At 72.8% G+C, this 19,007-nt stretch carries 8 protein-coding genes; 2 read left to right on the forward strand and 6 right to left on the reverse strand.

Annotated elements, in window-relative coordinates; translation table 11 throughout:
* Positions 1 to 52: 52 nt before the first annotated feature.
* The 6 genes from AC07Q9_RS14630 to AC07Q9_RS14655 all read right to left on the reverse strand — a co-directional run bounded on the left by AC07Q9_RS14630 (position 53) and on the right by AC07Q9_RS14655 (position 16,302).
* Positions 53 to 517, reverse strand: a complete 465-nt coding sequence (locus AC07Q9_RS14630) for a YbaB/EbfC family DNA-binding protein (RefSeq protein ID WP_495310324.1) — start codon at positions 515 to 517, stop codon at positions 53 to 55.
* Between the two features lie 32 nt (positions 518 to 549).
* Positions 550 to 1,293 (reverse strand): S1 family peptidase, encoded by a 744-nt coding sequence (locus AC07Q9_RS14635; protein ID WP_495310326.1) that lies wholly within the window; start codon positions 1,291 to 1,293, stop codon positions 550 to 552.
* 103 nt (positions 1,294 to 1,396) lie between these two features.
* Positions 1,397 to 13,906 (reverse strand): filamentous hemagglutinin family protein, encoded by a 12,510-nt coding sequence (locus AC07Q9_RS14640; protein WP_495310328.1) that lies wholly within the window; start codon positions 13,904 to 13,906, stop codon positions 1,397 to 1,399.
* Between the two features lie 140 nt (positions 13,907 to 14,046).
* Positions 14,047 to 15,072 (reverse strand): FecR family protein, encoded by a 1,026-nt coding sequence (locus AC07Q9_RS14645; protein WP_495310330.1) that lies wholly within the window; start codon positions 15,070 to 15,072, stop codon positions 14,047 to 14,049.
* A complete protein-coding gene (locus tag AC07Q9_RS14650; protein WP_070061142.1) occupies positions 15,072 to 15,626 on the reverse strand; it encodes an RNA polymerase sigma factor in 555 nt (184 codons plus the stop codon). The genes AC07Q9_RS14645 and AC07Q9_RS14650 overlap by 1 nt, the downstream gene beginning before the upstream one ends.
* Before the next feature lie 7 nt (positions 15,627 to 15,633).
* Positions 15,634 to 16,302, reverse strand: coding sequence for an STN domain-containing protein (locus tag AC07Q9_RS14655; RefSeq protein ID WP_495310332.1), 669 nt, complete (start codon positions 16,300 to 16,302; stop codon positions 15,634 to 15,636).
* Positions 16,303 to 16,494: 192 nt separating this feature from the next.
* Between AC07Q9_RS14655 and alkB the strand changes: the two genes are divergently transcribed.
* On the forward strand, positions 16,495 to 17,151 hold the full coding sequence (gene alkB, locus AC07Q9_RS14660; protein WP_495310334.1) for a DNA oxidative demethylase AlkB: 657 nt from the start codon (positions 16,495 to 16,497) through the stop codon (positions 17,149 to 17,151).
* A gap of 7 nt (positions 17,152 to 17,158) precedes the next feature.
* Positions 17,159 to 18,988 carry an ABC transporter ATP-binding protein gene (locus tag AC07Q9_RS14665; protein WP_495310336.1) on the forward strand — a complete coding sequence of 610 codons (1,830 nt, stop codon included), beginning with the start codon at positions 17,159 to 17,161 and terminating at the stop codon, positions 18,986 to 18,988.
* Positions 18,989 to 19,007 lie beyond the last annotated feature (19 nt).

Raw genomic sequence — 19,007 nt, forward strand, 5'->3', positions numbered from 1 at the left:
CGGGACTGCAGCCGCAAGGCCCAGCAGCGCCACGCAAAGGCGGCGCGATCGGTCAGGTGCGCGCGACAAAGCTCAGCGTGAGTTGCAGCACCATCGGCTGGCGCATGTCGCGCGGCGGCGGCTCGGCCAGCGGCTGCGCGGTGAGCAGCGCGCGCAGGTCGGTGTCGGCCTGCGCATCGCCCAGCGAATCGAAGGCCACGCGCTCGACCTTGCCGCTGCCCGCGACCCACACGCGCACCACCACCGGCGCAGGCGGCACGGGCTGGCCTTCTTTCAGCATGCGCTCCTGCATCCACGTGTGCAGGCGCACCACGGTGTCGCTGGCCGGATCGCTGAGCGAGGACTGCAGCTGGTTGCTGGCGAGGTTGGCGTAGCTGATCCAGTGCTGCGGCACCTGCGGCTGGGCCTGCGCCGATGCGGCCAGGGGCGCGGCGACGGCGGACAGCCCGAGGCCGAGCCCGCCGAGCGCCAGGCGCAGGCGGCGCCAGCCGCGGATCTTGCCGAAAGAAAAGGTCATGGGAGTTCCAATGAAAAGTCGACGAAGGACGTTCAGCCGCACAGCACGCCGACCGCCAGGGTCGAGGCCCGTGCGGCGGGCGACTGCTGGGGGCCGAGCTGCGGTTCGCGGCTGTGCGTGTAGGCGATGCCGTGGGCGTCCAGGAAGTCGCGCAGGCGCGCCGCCGGCACCGCGCGCACCCGCGTCACGCCGCCCGCCACGCCCGCGGCCGAGGCCGCACGGCTGAGCACCATGCCCGACGCATGCGGCGCGGCGGCGACACGTTCGACCACCACGCCGAGCAGCAGCCCGTCGGCGCCCAGCACCGCGCTGCCGCTGGCGCCGGGTTGCACACCCGACAGCAGCTGCAGGCCTTCCACGCCGGGCACGGTCATGGCGTTGCTGAGCAACGCCGCGCGGTCGGGCATGCGCTGCAGCACCGCGTAGGCCTCGGTGAACACGCCCACGCTGCCCGGGGCCGGCGCGCGCGCGTCTGCCGCGAGCGTGGCGTGCAGGTACGGCGTGAGGGTGGTGCGCAGCACCGCGACGTCGAGCTCGGCGCTCTCGGCGATCACCCGGGCCTGCGCCACCTGCGCGTCCTTGACGGCGAACAGCGAACGGCAGTCCGCCACCGCATGGCGCGCGGTCAGCACGTCGCCGGCGGCGTTGAGGAACACGCCGCTGGCATTGGCCTCGGGCGGCGCGCCATGCGCCGCGCCGGCCAGGGCGGCGAACGCCGTGGCCAGCAGGAACGACGCCCACGGGCGCGGGCGGGCGGAAGACGACAGGAGGGGCATCGGGCGGGCAGTCACAGGGCTCTCAGTCCAAGACGAAATGGCGCGTCCTCGACTGTCGTTTGTCACAAAAATTTCATGAACTGCCGCGCGCCGCCCTGCCCCGTCACTGCCCCAGCAAACGCCGCTCCTGCGCCGTGAGCTTGGTCTTCTGCGCATCGCCCAGCGGCCCGCGCCCCAGCACCTGCACCGGGCTGTGCTCGTCGTAGCCCACCGGGCGCGCCGCGGCGCGGCCCGCATCGGACGGCGCCGCGGCACCGTCGGCAGGCTCGTTGCCGAAGCCCAGCACGCGCACCGAGAACACCGACGGCAGCGCCTGGCGCGCCGCCGCGCGTTCGCGCTGCATCGCCTCCTGCGCCGCGCCCACGGCCTGCGAGGCCGCCGCGCTGGCGTTGGTCAGCGCGCCCACGTTCACCGACGCCACCACCGGCAGCCCGGCCGACTCGCCCTTGACCTGGATGTTGGCCGCGTTCACCACCTGCAGGGCCGCGAGGTTCACGTTGCCCGACACGCGGATGCCCGCCTCGCCCGCGTCGATGGTGCCCAGCGGCGCGATCAGGTCCATGTCGCCCGCCGGCACTTCGGCGATGGGCGCCAAGGTGGCCAGGCCGGCGCCCGAGCTGGGCACCTGCGACGACAGCTTCACGTTGCCGATGTTGTCGTACACGCGCTTGGGCGGCGTGTAGACCAGCGTGGTCTTGGAGCCCCGGCCGGCGTTGATGTCGCCCTGCTCCGACCAGGCCAGCACGTCGCCGCCGAAGGTGGTCATCACGCGCGACAGGCCCAGCAGCAGGCTGCCTTCGCTGAACAGCTGGATGTGGCCCATGCCCTGCGTGATCACGCCCGCGCTGCCCGGAGGCACCGCACCCTGCACGCCCACCACGATCTGCCCGCCCGGCGCGAGCATCTGGATGTCGCCGCCGAAGTCGGTGTGCACGCCCGAGGGGCCGTACAGGATGATGTCGCCGGTGCGCACGATCTCCTGGCCCGCCGCGTCGAGGTCGGGGAACAGCGTGGCGATCATGCCGCGCCCGCGCAGGTAGCTGCCGTAGCGCGGGCCGTCCACGTCGTTGTACTCGCGGCCCCCGGCGCGCAGCTCGGCGAAGTACACACCGCGCAGGAACACGCGCTGCTGCTCGGGTGCCAGCGCCTTGAAGTACGCGAGCGCGCTGCCCGGGTCCTTCGCGTCGGCGCTGGTGGCCACGAAGCCGTAGCGTTCCTTGAGCCATGCGGCCAGCTCGGCGTCGTAGGTCTTCACCACGCGGCCCGGCTGGCTCGCCAGCGACTGGCCGGGGCCCGACTCGGCGCGCTTCGCGGGGTCGAGGTAGCGATCGGCGATGGCCGAGAAGTCCGGCCCGCCCACCCCCATCGCGCCCATGCCGGCCATCATCGCAATGCTCGCACCGGGGCGGGTGTCGCCCTCGGCCAGTGCGCCGCGGCTGACCACGCTGGCGCGGTCGTCCTGCGTGATGTGGCGGCCGGCCGAGACCTCCAGCGTGCCGGGGCCCGCCACCTGCAGGTTCGCGTACAGGATGTCGCGCCCGGCCTGCACCAGCGACACGTCGCGCGGGTCGTTGTTCACGATCAGCGCCTCGGTGCCGACGATGTCGCGCCCGGCGCGGATGCGCGCCGGCGCGGCCGAGCGGTACCAGGTCTCGCGCGCGAGTTCGCCGCTGGCATCCACCTTGCGCGCCGTGCCGCTGGCCAGGCCCAGGATGTCGCCGCGCACAGCGTAGAACAGCGAGGGCGGCGCATCGGCCGGGTGCAGCGCGCGGGGGCCCAGCGTGTCCGGCCCGAAGGCGAACAGCGGATGGCGGTCGACCTCCCCGTAGTTCGGCACGCTGGGCGATCCGACCATCGAGCCCTCCGGGCTGGTGTTGTAGACCACCGGCCGCTGGAAGCGGTCATAGCCCACGAAGGCGGGCGCCCAGGGCGTGGGCAGCGGCGTGACCGCGCCCGACATCCCCACCGGATAGCCGCCGCCGAACAGCGAGTTGCCCGCCAGGAACTCGAGCGCGCCCGACGGCGACGGCGCGAGCACCAGTGCGCGGCCGGGCGCCTGCGTGGCGGGCGTGGCCGAGAAGCCGTAGTACAGGCTGCCCGAGGCCGCCGTCGCGCGCAGGATCGACGGGTAGACCGTGACGTTGTCGCTCATGTTGATGTTGCCCAGGTACCGGCCGCTGGGCTGCCGGTTCGCCAGGTCGGTGCCGGGCGTGAGGTTGCCGCCCGCGCTGAACAGGTTGATCGCGGTGCGCTCGGTCCACAGCGTGAACCAGCCCTGGCCGATGCCGTACTCGGTGCCGCCGAACTTGAACGCCGAGCTGTTCGGCACCCGCGCGCGGCCCGCGTCGGCCACGCTCGTGAGCACCAGGTCGCCCGGCGTGTCCAGGTACATCGCCGAGTCGCCCGGCACGAGCACGATGCCGGCATTGCCGATGCCGATGGTCGGGGCGAAGGGGTCGATGGGGCGCGTGTCCTTCGCATCGCCCTCCTGGCCCGGCTGCGAGAACGGGGACTTGCGGTAGCGCACCTCGACGCCGCCGATGGCGGAGGCCGACACGGTGGCCGCGCCGCGCAGGTTGACCAGAGCGCCGTTGAGGTCCTGGTACTGCGCATTGGTGCCATAGCTGGCGTACTGCGCCGCGGCCAGGTTCGGATTGACCACGCCGCCGATGCGCAGCTGCAGGTCGCCGCCGCCGGTGAGCGTCAGTTGCCCGTTCGCATCGACACGGCCCGTGCTGCCGACCGCCGCCACGATGGCCTCGCTGCGCTGCCAGACCTGGCCGTTGCCCAGCCGCGTGGTGAGGCCTGCGTCGCCGCCCGCGCGCAGCGTGAGGTTGCCGCCGCCCAGCGTGCCCATGCCGGTGAAGCCCACCAGGAAGGGCTCGGGGCTGCTGTCGGTGCTGAACTGCGCACCGGCCGGCAGCGCGTAGGTGCCGAAGTTGATCCACCACGACGTCGCGATGCGGTCGCTGCCGGCCAGGGCCGTGCCCGAGCCCTGGCGCCACAGCCAGCTGCCCACCGCGGCGCTCGGCGCCTGTCCGCGCTCGCCCCCGAAATGACCCCAGACGTCGCCGACGACGTTGCCGCCCACCGTGATGTCGAGGTTGCCGCCCTGCTCGGGGTACCAGGCCTGGTAGGCCGCGAGCGCAGCGCTGTAGTCCGCCGTCTGCGGTCCGATCACCGAGCCGCCGACGGCCTTGCCGCGTGCGAGGTTGAAAGGGTCGAGCCCGTTGGCGTCGAGCAGCGGCGCCGAGCGCGTGCCGGCCGTGTAGACGCCGAACGGCGACTCCATGATGAAGTTGCCGGCCGCCGCCAGGCCCAGGTCGCCGGTGCCGGTGCGCAGCACGCTGAACATCGGCGACAGCGGCGTGTACTTGGTGACGTCCTTGACGGGGTTGATGACCGTCGTGCAGACGCCCGGCCCCCACTCGCAGATCGTGACGTATTCCGGGGACACCGGCGTGCCCTCGACGAAGCTCGGGTCCCAGTCGCGGCCGTTGGGCCCCCAGAAGTAGGAAAGGCGCGCCGGGTCGACCACGCAGGTGCCCGCACCGCCCCAGTCGCAGTAGCCCGCCTCGAAATCCAGCAGGTCCATCGGCGTTCCCTCGTCGTGGCCCCACATGGGCCCGTTCGGACCCCACAGGAAGCCGCTGCCGCCCGGCGTGAGCCTGACGTTGTACATCGCGTGGCTGTCGGCCAGGATGAGCGCGCCGTGCTTGGCCGGATCGACCGCGCGGCGGTCGGCCGAGTCCAGGTCGGCGCCGGCCGTGAGCTGCAGGCTCCAGCTCGTCGCGCCCTGCCCCAGCATCGGCGCCACGGCCCAGTTGCGGCCCTGCACGCCGTCGACTTCGGGCCGCAGGTTCACGGCCGCGTCGTTCGGCAGCTGCACATCGGTCAGCGACGGAATCACCGCACCGCGCGCCAGCGCGATGGTGCCGTCGGCCTTCATCGCGACCGGCAGGCGCACGCCCTTGGGCCACACCATCGCCTGCACGCTGGCCTCGGCGCGCAGCGCGGTGCCCGCGCCCAGCTTCATGCCGCTGTCCAGCACCATGGCCTCGCCCAGCACCGTGCCGGCCTTCAGACGCACGCTGCCGTCGGCGTTGTAGACGTTGGCGCGCAGCACCGTGCCGGCGGGCAGCGTGTAGGCCGCGCCCAGCGTCACGGTCACGGGCAGCACCGTGCCGGCCGGCAGCACCATGGCTTCGGCAGGCACGTCGTAGTTCAGCAGCGCGTCCTTCGGGAACACGGTGCCCTTGTCGAGCACCACGCCGTCGATCGGCACGACGATGTCGCCGCCGTCGGGCGTGAACGGCGTGCCGAACTTCGTGCGCTGCTCGGTCAGGTACCAGCCCTTGTCGTCGGGCGTGGCCGGCGGCGGTGCGAAGCCGTCGTTGATGCTGCCGTACACGTTGAGGTTGCCGCCCGCGCGGATCACCAGCACGCCGGGCTCGCCGAAGCCGCGCCGCGCCGGGTCGGTGCGGTTCGCACCCGGGCCGTAGCGGTAGCCCGAGAGGTCGATGTCGCCGACCACGCTGAGGTCGCCTTCGCCGGTGCTGCTGACGATCTCCACGCCCGGGCGCAGGTGGTAGCTGCCCAGGCCTGCGAGGCGCGCCGACAGCGAGGTGTTGGCCAGCGCCTTGTCGATGAAGGCGACGCTGTGGCCGTCGATCTCGTCGAGGTACTTCTGCGTGATGAGCTGCGGCACGTGGCCCGTGACGTCGGGCGCGTCCGCCAGCGGTGCGTCGCTGTAGGTGCGGAAGGCGTTGACGGCGATGGTCTTCGCGCCCTGGATGGTGGGCGTGCCGCCGACGTTCACCGCCACGTCGTTGTCGCCGCGCCGCGGCGCGTTCAGTGCGAGCGTGCCGCGCGCGATGCCGTCGTTGCCTTGCGCCGCGCCCACGGCCGTGCCCGCACGCAGGTCGACGGCCGCGCCGCCGCCCAGCGTCAGCGTGCCGTGCGTGCTCGTGAGGTCGACGATGGCGCGGTTCGGGCTGTCGATGATCTTGCCGTAGCTGTCCACGCGCAGGCCGGTGGCGTGCGCGTCGAGCGTGCCGTTGACCGTGAGGTCGCCCTTGGCGGCGAGGCGGATCGCGCCCACCTGGAAGCCGCTGGCGTCGATGCGGCCGTTCACCGTGAGGCTGCCGCCGTCGAGCGTGACCTCGACCACGCGCGCCTTCACTTCGTCGCCGATGGCGAGGTCGCCCTGCTTGATCTGGAAGCGGCGCGCGCCCGTCACGCCGCCTTCGTTCAGGCGCGTGTTCAGGCCCGCGAAGTCGGCCACGGTCTGGCCGCGCACGCTGATCTCGGCCGCGTCGTAGGGCACCACCGTGCCGCCCGCGTCGTACGTGCCGCTCGCGGTGCCGAGGAGGCGTCCGCCCAGGTCGATGCGGCCCGCACCGACGCCCAGCGCCGTCGCCTGCAGCGTGCCGCCGCGGTTGTGCGTGGCCGACAGGTCGATCACCGAACCGGCCGCCTGCGCGATGTTGCCGGCCGTGCTCGTCACCTCCAGGTCGCCGCCGCGGCTGTAGCGCGTCTGCTCGAAGAACGTCACGGCGCGGCCCGCCAGGTCGATGCGCGAATCGGCGCCCAGCGTCACGTCGCCGCTGGCCGTGAGCTGCAGCTTGCCCGAGGGCAGACCGACCGTGCCGTCGATGGTGATGTTGCGGCCGGTGAGCGCCAGTTGCGCGCCCAGCGCCGCATCGCCGGCCGACTGCGCGCCCGCCAGAGCGCTCACCACGATGTCGCCGCCCGCCGTGATGCGGTTGTTCGAGCCGGCCTCGCCGGTGAGCAGCGGGGTGCGCAGGTTCAGCTGGCCGCCCGTGAAGTCGTAGCCCTTGCCCGTCACGTACTCGCCCTGCTGGTGGTACACGGCCAGCGTGCCCTTGCCGTTGGCGGTGATGCGCTCGCTCGCGTTCAGGTTGACCGTGCCGAAGCCCAGCGCCAGGCGGTCTGCCGAGAAGCCCGCGTCGGGTTGCGTGCTGGGCGCGTGGCCCAGCACGATGCGCGCGGCCGACACGTCGAGCGTGCCGTGGCCCAGCAGGCTGCCGATGGCGCCACCCGGCGCGTTCTCACCGGGAAAGATCTGATCGCTGCCGGGCGGGCGCGGCGTGAGGCCGGTCCAGATGAATTCGCCGGTCGTGATCTTCGCGGTGTCGCCTGCGCCGCCGTAGCCGTAGATCGCGGGCGTGCCCAGCACCAGCCGTTCGATCGACGACACGCCGGTGACGGGGTCGAGCGTGTCCAGCGACACCGCGCCGTAGATGTTCACCGACTCGCGCGCGTTCAGCACCAGCGTCTCGACCGCGGGCACGCCCTCGCCCTTGTTGCCAGCCAGGAGGCTCGCCAGGATGCCCTGGTTCATCGACAGGCCCGACGGCAGCTGGCCGTTGGCCGCGGCCTGCTGCAGCGCCGCGTCGCCGCCCAGGTTGACCGAGGACACGGCCAGCATCAGGTTCTTCGCGCCGTAGCGCACGTTGTCGGCCATCGTGAACGAGCGGTTCGTGGCCACGGCCAGCGTGCCCTCGCCGTACAGCGTGGTCTGGCCGGTGCAGGCGCCGCTCGCGCACTCGCCGATCTGGACCGTGGCGGGCACGCCCTCGCTGACGGGAGGCATCAGGTTGATCCAGCCGTTCGACAAGCCCAGCACCGCGGCGCGGCCCGCCGAGAACACCACGCCGTCGGTGGAGTCGTAGGCCGGCGCGCCGGCGCCCAGCGTGTTCAGCGAAGCGCCCTGCTCCACCTGGATGCCGTCGCCGTAGCCGCCGGCCACGAGGAAGATTTCCGCGCCGCGCAAGGTCGCGCCGCTGCGCACAACGACATGGCCGGTGTTCGAATTGAAGGTCGCGAAGTTGTCCGCGTAGCGCAGGTCGACCCTGCCGCCCAGGATCATCCGGGGGGCGCCGAAGGCGTTGAGCTGGTCGGCCTGCAGCGAGGCGCCCGTGAACCCGGCCGTGCGCTGCACGCCCGGCGCCGTCACCTCGATGCCGATGCCATTCACCGACAGCGTGCCGCCGAAGCCCGTGCTGCCGGCCGCCGGGTTGAACAGCGCCTGGCCGTCGAACCGCAGCATCGACACGCCGTCCTTCGGCTTGGAATAGAAGTAGTCCAGCAGCAGGTTGCGGGCATCGGCCGCGATCTCGCCGCGCACGCCGCCGCGGCGTGCCGCGTCGGCTGCCACGAAGGCGTCGTAGCCCATGTCGTTGTAGCTGGCGTGCTGCTTCACCAGCGCCGCCGGCGTGAGGACCAGCTGGTTGGCCAGCGACGACTTCACCGCCGTGTTCGCCACGCCCAGGGTGCCGCTCGCCGCGTACGAGCCGTAGCCCACCGGCAGTGGCGCCGCGGGCTGCGCGGTCGGCGCGCCCACTTCCACGCGGAAGGCGCCGGGCAGCAGTGCGTAGGTCGAAGGCAGCAGCGTGTAGGTGCCGGCCTTGAGCCCGCCCACGTCGTGGTCGAGCGTGACCTGCCGGCCGACGGCCGGCTCACCCGCGCCTGCGTCGGGCGACACCGGCGCGTAGCCGCCCTGGAAGCCCGGCACGATGGCGTACACGCCGTTGCCTGCCTTGCTGAAGGTGTTGGCCGGGTTGGCATTGGCCAGCGGCGTGCGCAGCACGTCCACCGAGCCGCCGCGACCGCTCACGAAGCCCGCGCCCGTGAGCTCGCCGCCGCCCGACAGGTCGAGCAGCGCGCCCTGGTGCCCGACCACGCTGTCGGCGGTGAGCAGGATGCCGCTGCTGCCGACGCCGCGCTTGTCGATGGGCGTGCCCGCCACGCTGTAGCCGATGCCGTCGGTCGTGCCGCCGTAGGGCATGAGCAGGCCTGCGCCGCTGACCGAGGTGATGCTGCCCGGCAGCAGCTCGAGCAGGCTGGCGCGCGCCTCGAAGGTGCTGCGCCCGTCCTGCCCCACGATGAGATTGCCCAGCGGCGCGCGCACGATGCCGCCCTGGCGCACCGTGCCGCCGCCGAGCGCGAGCGTGCCGAATGCCGACTGCGGCATGGCCACGTCGCCCTCGACCTGGCGGCGGATGTCGAGCACGCGGCCCTCGTCGTAGCCTGCGCGGATCTGCGCGTTGGCGCCGGTGGCGGGGTAGATCTGCGCGGCGGTGAGCGTGAGGTCGCCCAGCGTCGCCAGCTCGGTCGTGATCGCGCCCAGCAGGCCGAGCGACGGGCTGCCGCCCAGCAGGCGCAGGTCGCCGCGGCTGGTCATGTGCACGGCGTCGAAGCCGCGGCGGTCCACCACCTGCGCGGGGCCGGTCTTCCTGGCGATCTCGCCGTGCGCACCGAAGCCCACGCGGTCGCGGATGTCGATCAGGTCGGCCTCGGCCGTGAAGGCGGCCTCGCTCGTGCGCGTCGATGCGCCGTGGCGCCAGGTGGTGGTGTAGATCACCTCGCTGTCCTGCTTGGGCACACCGGTCACGCCGGCCAGCCGCAGGTAGGACGAGGCGAGCCGCACGTTCGAATCGGTGGCCGCGCTGTCGGCCAGCGCGAAGCTGCCGGCGTACAGGCGCAGGCTCTGCGCGGTCGTGAGGTCGACGTGGCCGTCGAAGCTCAGCAGGCCGTTGACCAGCAGCGAGAGGTTGCCGAAGCCGCCGTCCCGCACCTGGTCCGCGCTCAGGCGCCCCTTGCCGTAGGCCAGTGCCGCATCGGCCTGGCCCGGCTTGAGGGTGGCCGGCAATCCGCTGGGCTGCTGCGTCTGCGAGATCACCAGCTCGCGCGCCTGCCGCACCGCGTCGTCGACGGTGTAGATCTTCGAGAACACCGGCGCTTCGAGCGCCACCGCGAGCGTGCCGCCCGCCGCATTCGCGCCGCCCGCATGGGCGCGCAGCGTGCCGTCCAGGTACAGGCTGTGCGCCGACTTGAGCACGATGCTGCCGCCGTCGCTGGCCACGTCGAGTTCGCGCCACAGGCCGCCGGCCGCCGGCACGTCGATACGCGCATGGCTGCCCGAGGCATCGAGCAGCGCGCCGGGGCGGATCACAACCGCCACGTCGGGCGCGTTGGCCGCACCCTTGGCCTCCCAGTCGAGCGCGCCGCCGATGGAAATGGTGCCGCCGTTGCGCACGCTGCCGTAGCGGCGGCCGTCGTCGTCGATGCCGGTCTGCGCGCGCGCCGCCACGTCGAGCACCGCGCCCTCGCCGATCCACACCGAGCGGTTGTGCGGCTGCAGCGAGGTGCTCACCGGGGAGTTGAAAGCCGGCGCCTCGATGCCGATGGCGATGCGCCCGCCCCAGGCGTTGAGCCGGCCGTCCACCACGACGCTGCTCTTGCCGCCGCCGAGCAGCTGGATCGAGCGGCCCGGATCGACCGTCACCACCGCGCCCGCGCCGATGGCGATGTCTGCGCCTTCGGTGACACGGCGCTGCGCGCGCAGCACGAGGTCGGCGCCCTGGCGCTGCACGACCTGGCGGTTCACCGAATCCTGTTGCAGCAGCGGCGGCGTCCAGAGTTGCAACCCGATGCCGCCCTCCTGGCCGGCACCGGCCTCGGGCGCGATGCGGTAGACCGGCATCGCCACGTCGAGCTGCGCGCTCGGCGCGACCGTGAGGCCCGCGTGGCCGTTGAGGTCGTAGGTGGAAAAGCCCGACTGCAGGCGCGACGCGTCGAGCACGAGCTGCGTCGCATCCGACAGCGCCGGGTCGAGGCCGAGCACCAGCGCGTGGCCCGTTTCGATCTTCAGCGTGCCGCCGCCGTTCACGCCGTGGCCGCGGATCTCGCCGTCCAGCGACAGGCGCCCCTGCGCGTCGATGGGCGACGCGGCCGAGTCGGCCACCAGCGTCACGTTGCCACCCTTGCCGCCCCTTGGCTTGCCCTTGGCCAGCAGTGCGGCGCCCGACGACACGTCGATCAGGCTGCCCTGCCCGATCGTCACGCCGTGCGTCGATTCGAGGCGCACCGTGCCGCCGTCGATGGCGGCGAGCAGGGCCGTGTCTTCGGGGGCCGTGCCGACGTCGACGCGGCGCCCGCGCAGGTCGAGCACGACGCCGTCGCGCACCCGCACGCGCGCGCCGCCCTCGTCCATGAGCGCCTGCGTCACCGTGCCGGACACCGGCGAGGTGAAGACGTTGCCGGCCTCCAGCGTGCCGCTGCGCACCGTGACGTTCGCGCCGATGTCGATGAACGCGCCGAGCAGGTTCATGCGCCCGCCGTCGGCGAGCGTGAGCGCCTTCTCGACGTTGACGCTGCCGCGCGTGCCGATGTCGAGCACCGACAGATGCTGCGCATTCAGGTGCGCCGCGTCGAGCCACAGCGTGCCGATGCGCTCGGCGGCCAGTGCGTCGGCCGCGGCCATCTGCTGCGTGACCGGCGCCACATCGCCGAAGCGCACGTCGGTGTCGAACAGGTCGACGCGGCCCAGCGCGCCGTAGCGCCCCACCGCCAGCACGCCGCCGCGCGCCACCGCGCTCTGCGACTGGCGGTAGCTGTCGTCCAGCGCGGCGTCGCGGGCGCGCGTCTGCTGCGCACCGTTGAACACCTCAGCCACGATGTCGCCTTCGAGCACCGCCGTGGGCGCGCTCACCACCAACCGGCCGGCGTCGCGCCCGACCGTGTAGCCGTTCTCCAGCGAGCGTTGCGGCGCGATCAGCGGGTTGTAGAAGTAGTCGGTGTTCTTCTTGCCCCAGCGCACGTGCTCGGCCTCGAAGCCCTTGTAGACACCGTCGAAGAGCATGTCCGACGGGGCCTTGTCCAGGCTGTACAGGCGCCCGTCGCTGCCCTTGAGCCAGGTCTGGTTCAGGAAACCGGTCTGCACGTTCAGCGAGCCGCCCGACAGGTTGACGTTCGAACCCGCCTGCGTGACGACCTCCGCGCCGCCCAGCACCACGGTGCCGCCCTGCGCAGCCCATTCGCCGATGCCGTGGCCCTGGTTGCCCAGGTAGCCGCCCACCTCCAGCAGGCCGCCCGCCGCGTACCAGCGCTCGCCCTCGTAGCCACCCACGCCGGGCGCCACGCGCACCAGCTTGCGCCGGTCGATCCACACGTCGCTGTTGAACAGCTTGCCGCTCTCGCGGTTGCGCGGGGCGTCGCGCGTCTCGTTGCCCTGCACGCTGACCTTGACGTTGTTCGATTCCATCGTCACGTTCACGCCCACCGCGCCCGACACATCCAGGCGCGCCTTGTCGGCCACGAAGCTGCGGCGCGCGGCGCTGGCCGCGATCTGCCCGCCGGTGGCCAGCGTGAGCGACTCGCCCTCGAAGCGGATGTCGCCACCCGAGACGATCTCGATGCGCGACTGGTCGCGCCGGTCCGACAGCCGCGAGAGGTTGTCGAAGAGTGCGGGCGGCACGAGCGCGCGCGCGGCGTCCTGCGCGGCCGATTCCTTGATGAGCGCGTCGCGCTGGCTGTCGAGTGCGCTGGCCTTGCCGTCGTCCTCGATCAGCACGGCCGTGACCGCGCCCTTGCCGACGGCGACGTTGCCGCGCGTGTCGGCGGCCGAGTTCAGCAGGTGCACCGTGCCGCGCACCGCGACGGTGGAGGTGGCCAGCGCCACGCCGTCCTGGCGCACGTCGCGGCCGGCCAGCGTGATGTCGCCTTCGCGCGCCACGATGAGGCCGGTGTTGCGCACCGTGCCCGCCGTGCTGTCGGCCGCGAACTGCGGCGCGATCTCGTTGCCGCGCGTGGTCGAGAAGGCGTTGGCCTCGGTGCCCATGCCCTTGCGGATCACGAAGCTGTCACCCGCGGCGAGCTGCGCCTGGCCCTTGCGCGCGGCGATCTCGCCGGCGTTGGCCACTTCCTTGCCCAGCAGCAGCACGTAGCCGCCGCCCTGCGTGACGGAGGCGGGCTCCTTGGTGGTCAGGCGTGCGCCGGCCTGCACCTCGACCTTGCCCTGGTCTTCCTTGCGCGTGGTGAAGCTCGGTGCGGTGTCGTTCGAGTAGATGCCGCGCGCCTTGAACTGGTCGTCGCCGATGTGGGCGGCGGCGGCCACGAGGTTGCGCGTGTCGGTCTGGCTGGTGCCGCTGAACACGATGCCGTTGCGGTTGGCGATGAGCACCGTGCCGTCGGCCTTGATCTGGCCCTGGATCTGCGAGGGTCGCGCCTTCGGGTCGTTCACGCGGTTGAGCACGGCCCAGTCGGCCTGCTGCTTGAAATCGACCGTGGTGTTGCGCCCGACGTTGAAGGTCTCCCAGTTCAGGATGGCCTTGTCGCCGGTCTGCTCCACGGTGACGACGGTGCGGCCGTCGACCTGCTTCTGCGAATCGCGGTTGAGCGCGCGGGCGTTGAGCCAGCCGGCGCTGAGCGAATTCGTGTCGACCTTCAGCCCGCCGTCGGCCAGGCCGTCGGGCACCGAGGGTTCGTTCAGCGCGGCGGCGCGTGCGGCGGCCTGTGCGGCCTGCTGCGCGGCAATCGCCTGCGCCGCGAGGCCCAGGTTGCCGAGCGACTGGCGCAGCTGCTCGTTGGCCTTCTGCTGCTGCGCCAGCGGGTTCGTCAGCATCGAGGCCGGCGTGCCGTTGGGCAGGTAGCCCGTCGCGGCGGCCGTGCCCTGCGTCACGTTCTTCTGCGCCATCCACGCGGCGCTGAAGGCGCGCTGCGCCTGTGCATTGCCCGCCAGGCCCGCCATGGCCAGCGCGAGGGCGGCGGCGTGCGCGACCGGCGCGCGGCGGAATGTCTTGTTGCTCATGTCATACCCCAGAGAAAAACCGTTCTGGAGAAGAGACCGGGCTCACCGGATGCGACCGACACGCGCGCTGCAAAAGTTCGGGAGAATTTGCGAACGAAGACGACGCGCCGTTTTTTTCACAGCCGCGTCACACAGCGCGGCTATCCGAGCAGCACGATGCCGGCGGGCAGCGACGTGAGCTTCGCGCCGTAGCTCACGGCGATCAGCGTCTCGACATGCGGCAGCTCGTCCAGCCGCAGCCGCGCCTGCACCTTGCGGCGGCCGAGTTCGGCGCGCGTGACGATGAGGCGCCCCGGCCGGTAGCGGTTGATCTCGTCGACCACGGCCGCCAGCGGCGTGTCGTCGAACACCAGCACGCGCTCGCGCCAGGCGGCCACCGCCGCGAGGTCGGGCGCGCGCGCCACCTCGGCCTCGCGCCGGCCGCCGTAGCGGATCTGCTGCGCCTCGCCCGCCACCAGCACGCGCTCGCCGTCGCGCAGCTCGACCGAGCCCGCGAAGCAGGTCACGCACACCTCGCCGCCGGTGGCGCGCACGTTGAAGCGGCTGGCCGACGCGGCCACGAGGCGCGCGCCGCCCACCGTCATGGTGAAGGGCGCGCGGCGCGCCGCGTCGAGCTGCACCTGCGCCTCGCCGCCGAGCATGTCGAGCACGGGCGCCTCGCCCTCCGCGCCGCGCGCGAGGTTGAGGCTGGTCTGCGTGTTCATCTCGACCACCGCCGCCGCATCGGCCAGCACCACGCGGCGCTGCTCGCCGGTGCCGGTGCGGTAGTCGGCCGTCATGTCGGACAGCGCGGGCCACAGGCCGGCCGGCGGGCGCACCACCACGAAGGCGGCGGCACCGGCCGCGAGCGCGGCGCCGAGGAACTGGCGGCGGCCGAACATCGGCGGGCGCGACACGGCGATGGCCGTGGCCGCGCGCGGCGGTGTGTCCATCGCGGGCATGCGCCGCGCCACCGCTTCGGCGGCGGGCCGGGTCAGGTCCCACAGGCGCGTCGCCTCGGCCATGGCCTGCGCATGCTGCGGGCTGCGGGCACACCAGCGGCGGAAATCCTGCGCGTCGCCGGTGGTGGCGCTGCCGGAGGTCAGGCGCACGAGCCAGTCGTGCGCCTGGGCGTCCAGGGCGGCGCGGTCGGCGTCGTCGTCGTTGATCGGGGTACGTGCGGCCATCATGTCTTCTCAGACTGTTTTCCCGCCCCGGGACCGAACCGCTGGATCACATCGCGTCCCAAACGGCCGGCGCAATGCACCAGCGCGGCCTTCACTTCACGCTCGACGATGCGCACCGACACGCCGTAGCGCCGCGCCAGGTCGGCATGCGGCGTCTCGTCCACGCGCGAGGCGATGAAGATGTCGCGGCGGCGGCGCGGCAGCTCCTCGAGGGCGCGCTCCAGCGCCTGCACCTCGCTGCGCGCCTCCGAGACGCGGGCCGGGTCGTGGCTGTCGTCCGAAAAGTGCAACAGCTCCTCGACCTCGACGAAATCGAGCAGGCGCCCGTGGGAGATGCGCCGGTCTTCCGCCACGTTCGACGCGATGCGCAGCAGGTAGGCCATGGGGCTTTGCACCGGGCCGGGGTCGCTCATGCGCTGCACGCGCAGCCAGGTCTCGTGCAGCACGTCGTCGGCCTGCTCTTCCGAGCCCAGGCGGCGGCGCAGCCGGTTGCGGAAGTCGATGTAGCGGCTGGTCAGCAGGCTGCGCAGAAAGCCGGGGGTGTCCTGTTCCACGGCGTGCTCAGGGAGAAACCGCTGCGTCGCAGACGTCGGGGCGGTCGCCGGTGCGCGGCAGCAGCAGCACCGTGAGCGGCTGGTCGGCCTCGCCTTCGGGCGGGCGCTCGAGCACCAGCGTGTTCATCGCGGCTTCGAGCGCGGCGTCGCGCTGCGCCAGGCCGGTGGAGCTGAGCAGCCGCGTGCGCCGCACATGGCCACCGGGCCCGACCCACAGCTGCACGAGCGCGCGGTAGGTGCCCGGTCGCGCGTGCGGCCAGCGGCACAGCGTGCGCTCCAGCGCCTGCTGCACCACGCGCGCGTCGCGCGAAGACATGGCGGGGACAGCGGGCGCGGCCGGCGCCATCGCAACCACGGGCGGCGGCGCCTCGGCCTCGACCAGCGTGAAGGTGCGCGCGTCGGTGTGGCGCGCGGCCAGCCGCGTGCCGGCCAGCAGGCGCTGCAGCGCCTCGCGCGGGGTGAACAGGCCGTGCAACGCGGCGGATTCGAGGCCGGCGGTGAGCTGCCCGTCGAAGAACACGGACTGCCCCGTCGCCTGCGCGTAGACCTGCACGGCGGTGGCCAGCGGCTGGGCCGGCAGGTCGAAGGCGATGCGCCCCGCCACATCGGGCGAAGGCGCAGGTTCGCCGGCATGCGACACGGCCGCGAGGGACAGAATTCCGAGGATCAGGGTCAAGACACACACCCACCGTGACCGAGCAACGCGAGACATGCCGGGTCCTGTGACGAAGGAGGAATCGCAGGCGCCGGGTCGGTGCCGGGTACTGCTTTGGTGCTCGGAATGCTAGTGACGCTTTGTGACAGCTTGAATGCATCGCAGCCACGGGCCACGGTCCGAAGCGCCCCTGCCGCTGGCGACAATGCCCCCATGACGTTCGACCTCTTCGACGCCCCGCCGCGCGCCGCGCGCGAGCCAATCGGCCCGGCCGCCTTCGTGCTGCCGGGCTTTGCGCTGCCGCGCGCCGAGGCGCTGCTCGACGCCATCGACGGCGTGACGGCACGCGCGCCGTTCCGCCACCTGGTCACGCCGGGCGGCTTCACGATGTCGGTCGCGCTCACCAACTGCGGCGCGCTCGGCTGGACCAGCGACCGGCGCGGCTACCGCTACAGCGCGGTCGACCCTGACAGCGGCGTGCCCTGGCCCGCGATGCCCGAGGCCTTCGCACTGCTCGCGCGCGACGCGGCGGCGCTGGCCGGCTTCGACGGCTTTGCGCCCGACGCCTGCCTGGTCAACCGCTACCAGCCGGGCAGCCGGCTCTCGCTGCACCAGGACCGCGACGAGCGCGACCACGGCGCGCCGATCGTGTCGGTGTCGCTGGGCATGCCGGCGGTGTTCCAGTTCGGCGGGCTCGCGCGCGCCGACAAGACCACCCGCATTCCGCTGGTGCACGGCGACGTGGTGGTGTGGGGCGGCGTGGACCGGCTGCGCTTTCATGGCGTGCTGCCGCTCAAGGACGCACCGCATCCGCTGCAGGCGCGGCTCGGCGCGCAGCGCATCAACCTCACCTTCCGCAAGGCGGGCTGATGCGCGCATGACGGGTTTGACGACCTCCTCCACCGAATCTCCCGGCCGCGCGATCCGCGCGCTCTACGCCGCGCTGTGGCACTTCGCGGCCGGCGCGCGTGCGCAGCTGCTCGGCGCCACCGCGTTGCTCGCGAGTTCGCAGCTGATCCGCCTCTCGCTGCCCTATCTCGCGGGCCAGGCCATCAATGCACTGCAGCGCGGCGACCTGCCCGCGGCGGGCCGCTGGATCGCCACGCTCGCGGGGGTGTACGTCGGCGCGTGGGCGCTGCACGGGCCGGGCCGCATCCTCGAGCGCAACGTGGGCCTGAAGGTGCGCGAGACGCTGGCCGACCAGCTCTATGCGCGCATCGCCGCCGCGCCGCTCGCCTGGCACGACAGCCACCACTCGGGCGAGCTGCAGCACCGCGTGCACCAGGCCAGCCGCGCACTCGCCGACTTCGCGCAGAACCAGTTCATCTGGCTCACCAACGCCGTGAACTTCGTCGGGCCGCTGGTGGCGCTGGCGCTGCTGTCGCGCACCAGCGGCGTGACGGCGCTCGCGGGCTATGTGCTGATTGGCGTGGTGATCGTGCGCATCGACCGCGCGCTCATGAAGCTCGCGCGCGCCGAGAACGACGCCGACCGGCGCTACGTGGCCGCGCTGCTCGACTTCCTGGGCAACGCCTCCACGGTGATCGGCCTGCGGCTGCAGGGCGCGTCGCGCCTGTTGCTGCGCCGTCGCATGGCGGCCGTGTCGCTGCCGCTGAAGCGCACCGTGGTGCTCAACGAGGGCAAGTGGTTCGCGGTCGACCTGATGGGGCTGGCGCTGACCTGGGGCCTGGTCGTCATCTATGTGTGGCAGGCGCGCGCGCCGGGCCAGGCCGTGATGCTGGGCGCGGTGTTCATGATCTACCAGTACGCGCAGCAGGCGGCGGGCGTGGTCACCTCGGTGGCGGCCAACTTCAGTTTCTTTGCGCGCATGCACACCGACTACAGCAGCGCCGAGCCGATCTGGCACGCGCCGACGAGCCCCACGCTCGAGGCCCCGCCCGAAACAGTGCCGGCGCACGAACGCATCGACGCGCAGGCGCCGTGGACGCAGCTGCAGGTCGCGCAGCTGCAATGGCGCTACGCCCCGCGCGGCGCCGTCGCCGTCACCGTCGCCGATGACCCGGCGGCGCCCGCGCGCAGCGGCCTGCACGACGTGGCGCTCTCGCTGCGCCGGGGCCAGCGCGTGGCGCTGGTCGGCCCCAGCGGCGGCGGCAAGAGCACGCTGCTGCGCGTGCTGGCCGGCCTGTATGCGCCGCACGGCGGCACGCTCTTGCTCGACGGTGCGCCCACCGACTGGGCCCGGCTGCGCCAGCTCGCCACGCTGATCCCGCAGGAGACCGAGCTGTTCGAGGCCAGCGTGCGCGAGAACCTGGCCTTCGGTCGCCCCTGCGACGACGAGCGGCTGCGCGCCGCACTGCACACCAGCACCTTCGACGAGGTGCTGAAGGCCACGCACGGCGACCTCGACAGCGCGATCTCGGAACGCGGTTTCAACCTGTCGGGCGGCCAGCGCCAGCGGCTGTGCCTGGCGCGCGGCGTGCTCGCGGCCGAAGGCAGCTCGCTGCTGCTGCTCGACGAGCCGACCAGCGCGCTCGACGCCGCCACCGAGGCGCGCGTGCTGGGGCGCATCGCGGCGGCGTTTCCGCAGGCCTGCGTGATCGCCTCGGTGCACCGGCTGAGCCTGCTCGAGCGCTTTGACACCGTGATCCTCATGGAAGCCGGCCATGTGCGCGACCACGGCCCGCGCGACGAGGTGATGGCGCGCCAGCCGATGCTTCGGGAGGCCGTGTCCGGCAATAAGCAGTAGGAACCCTCCTGCGCCAGGA

Source organism: Variovorax sp. GW821-FHT09A10 (assembly GCF_059418385.1).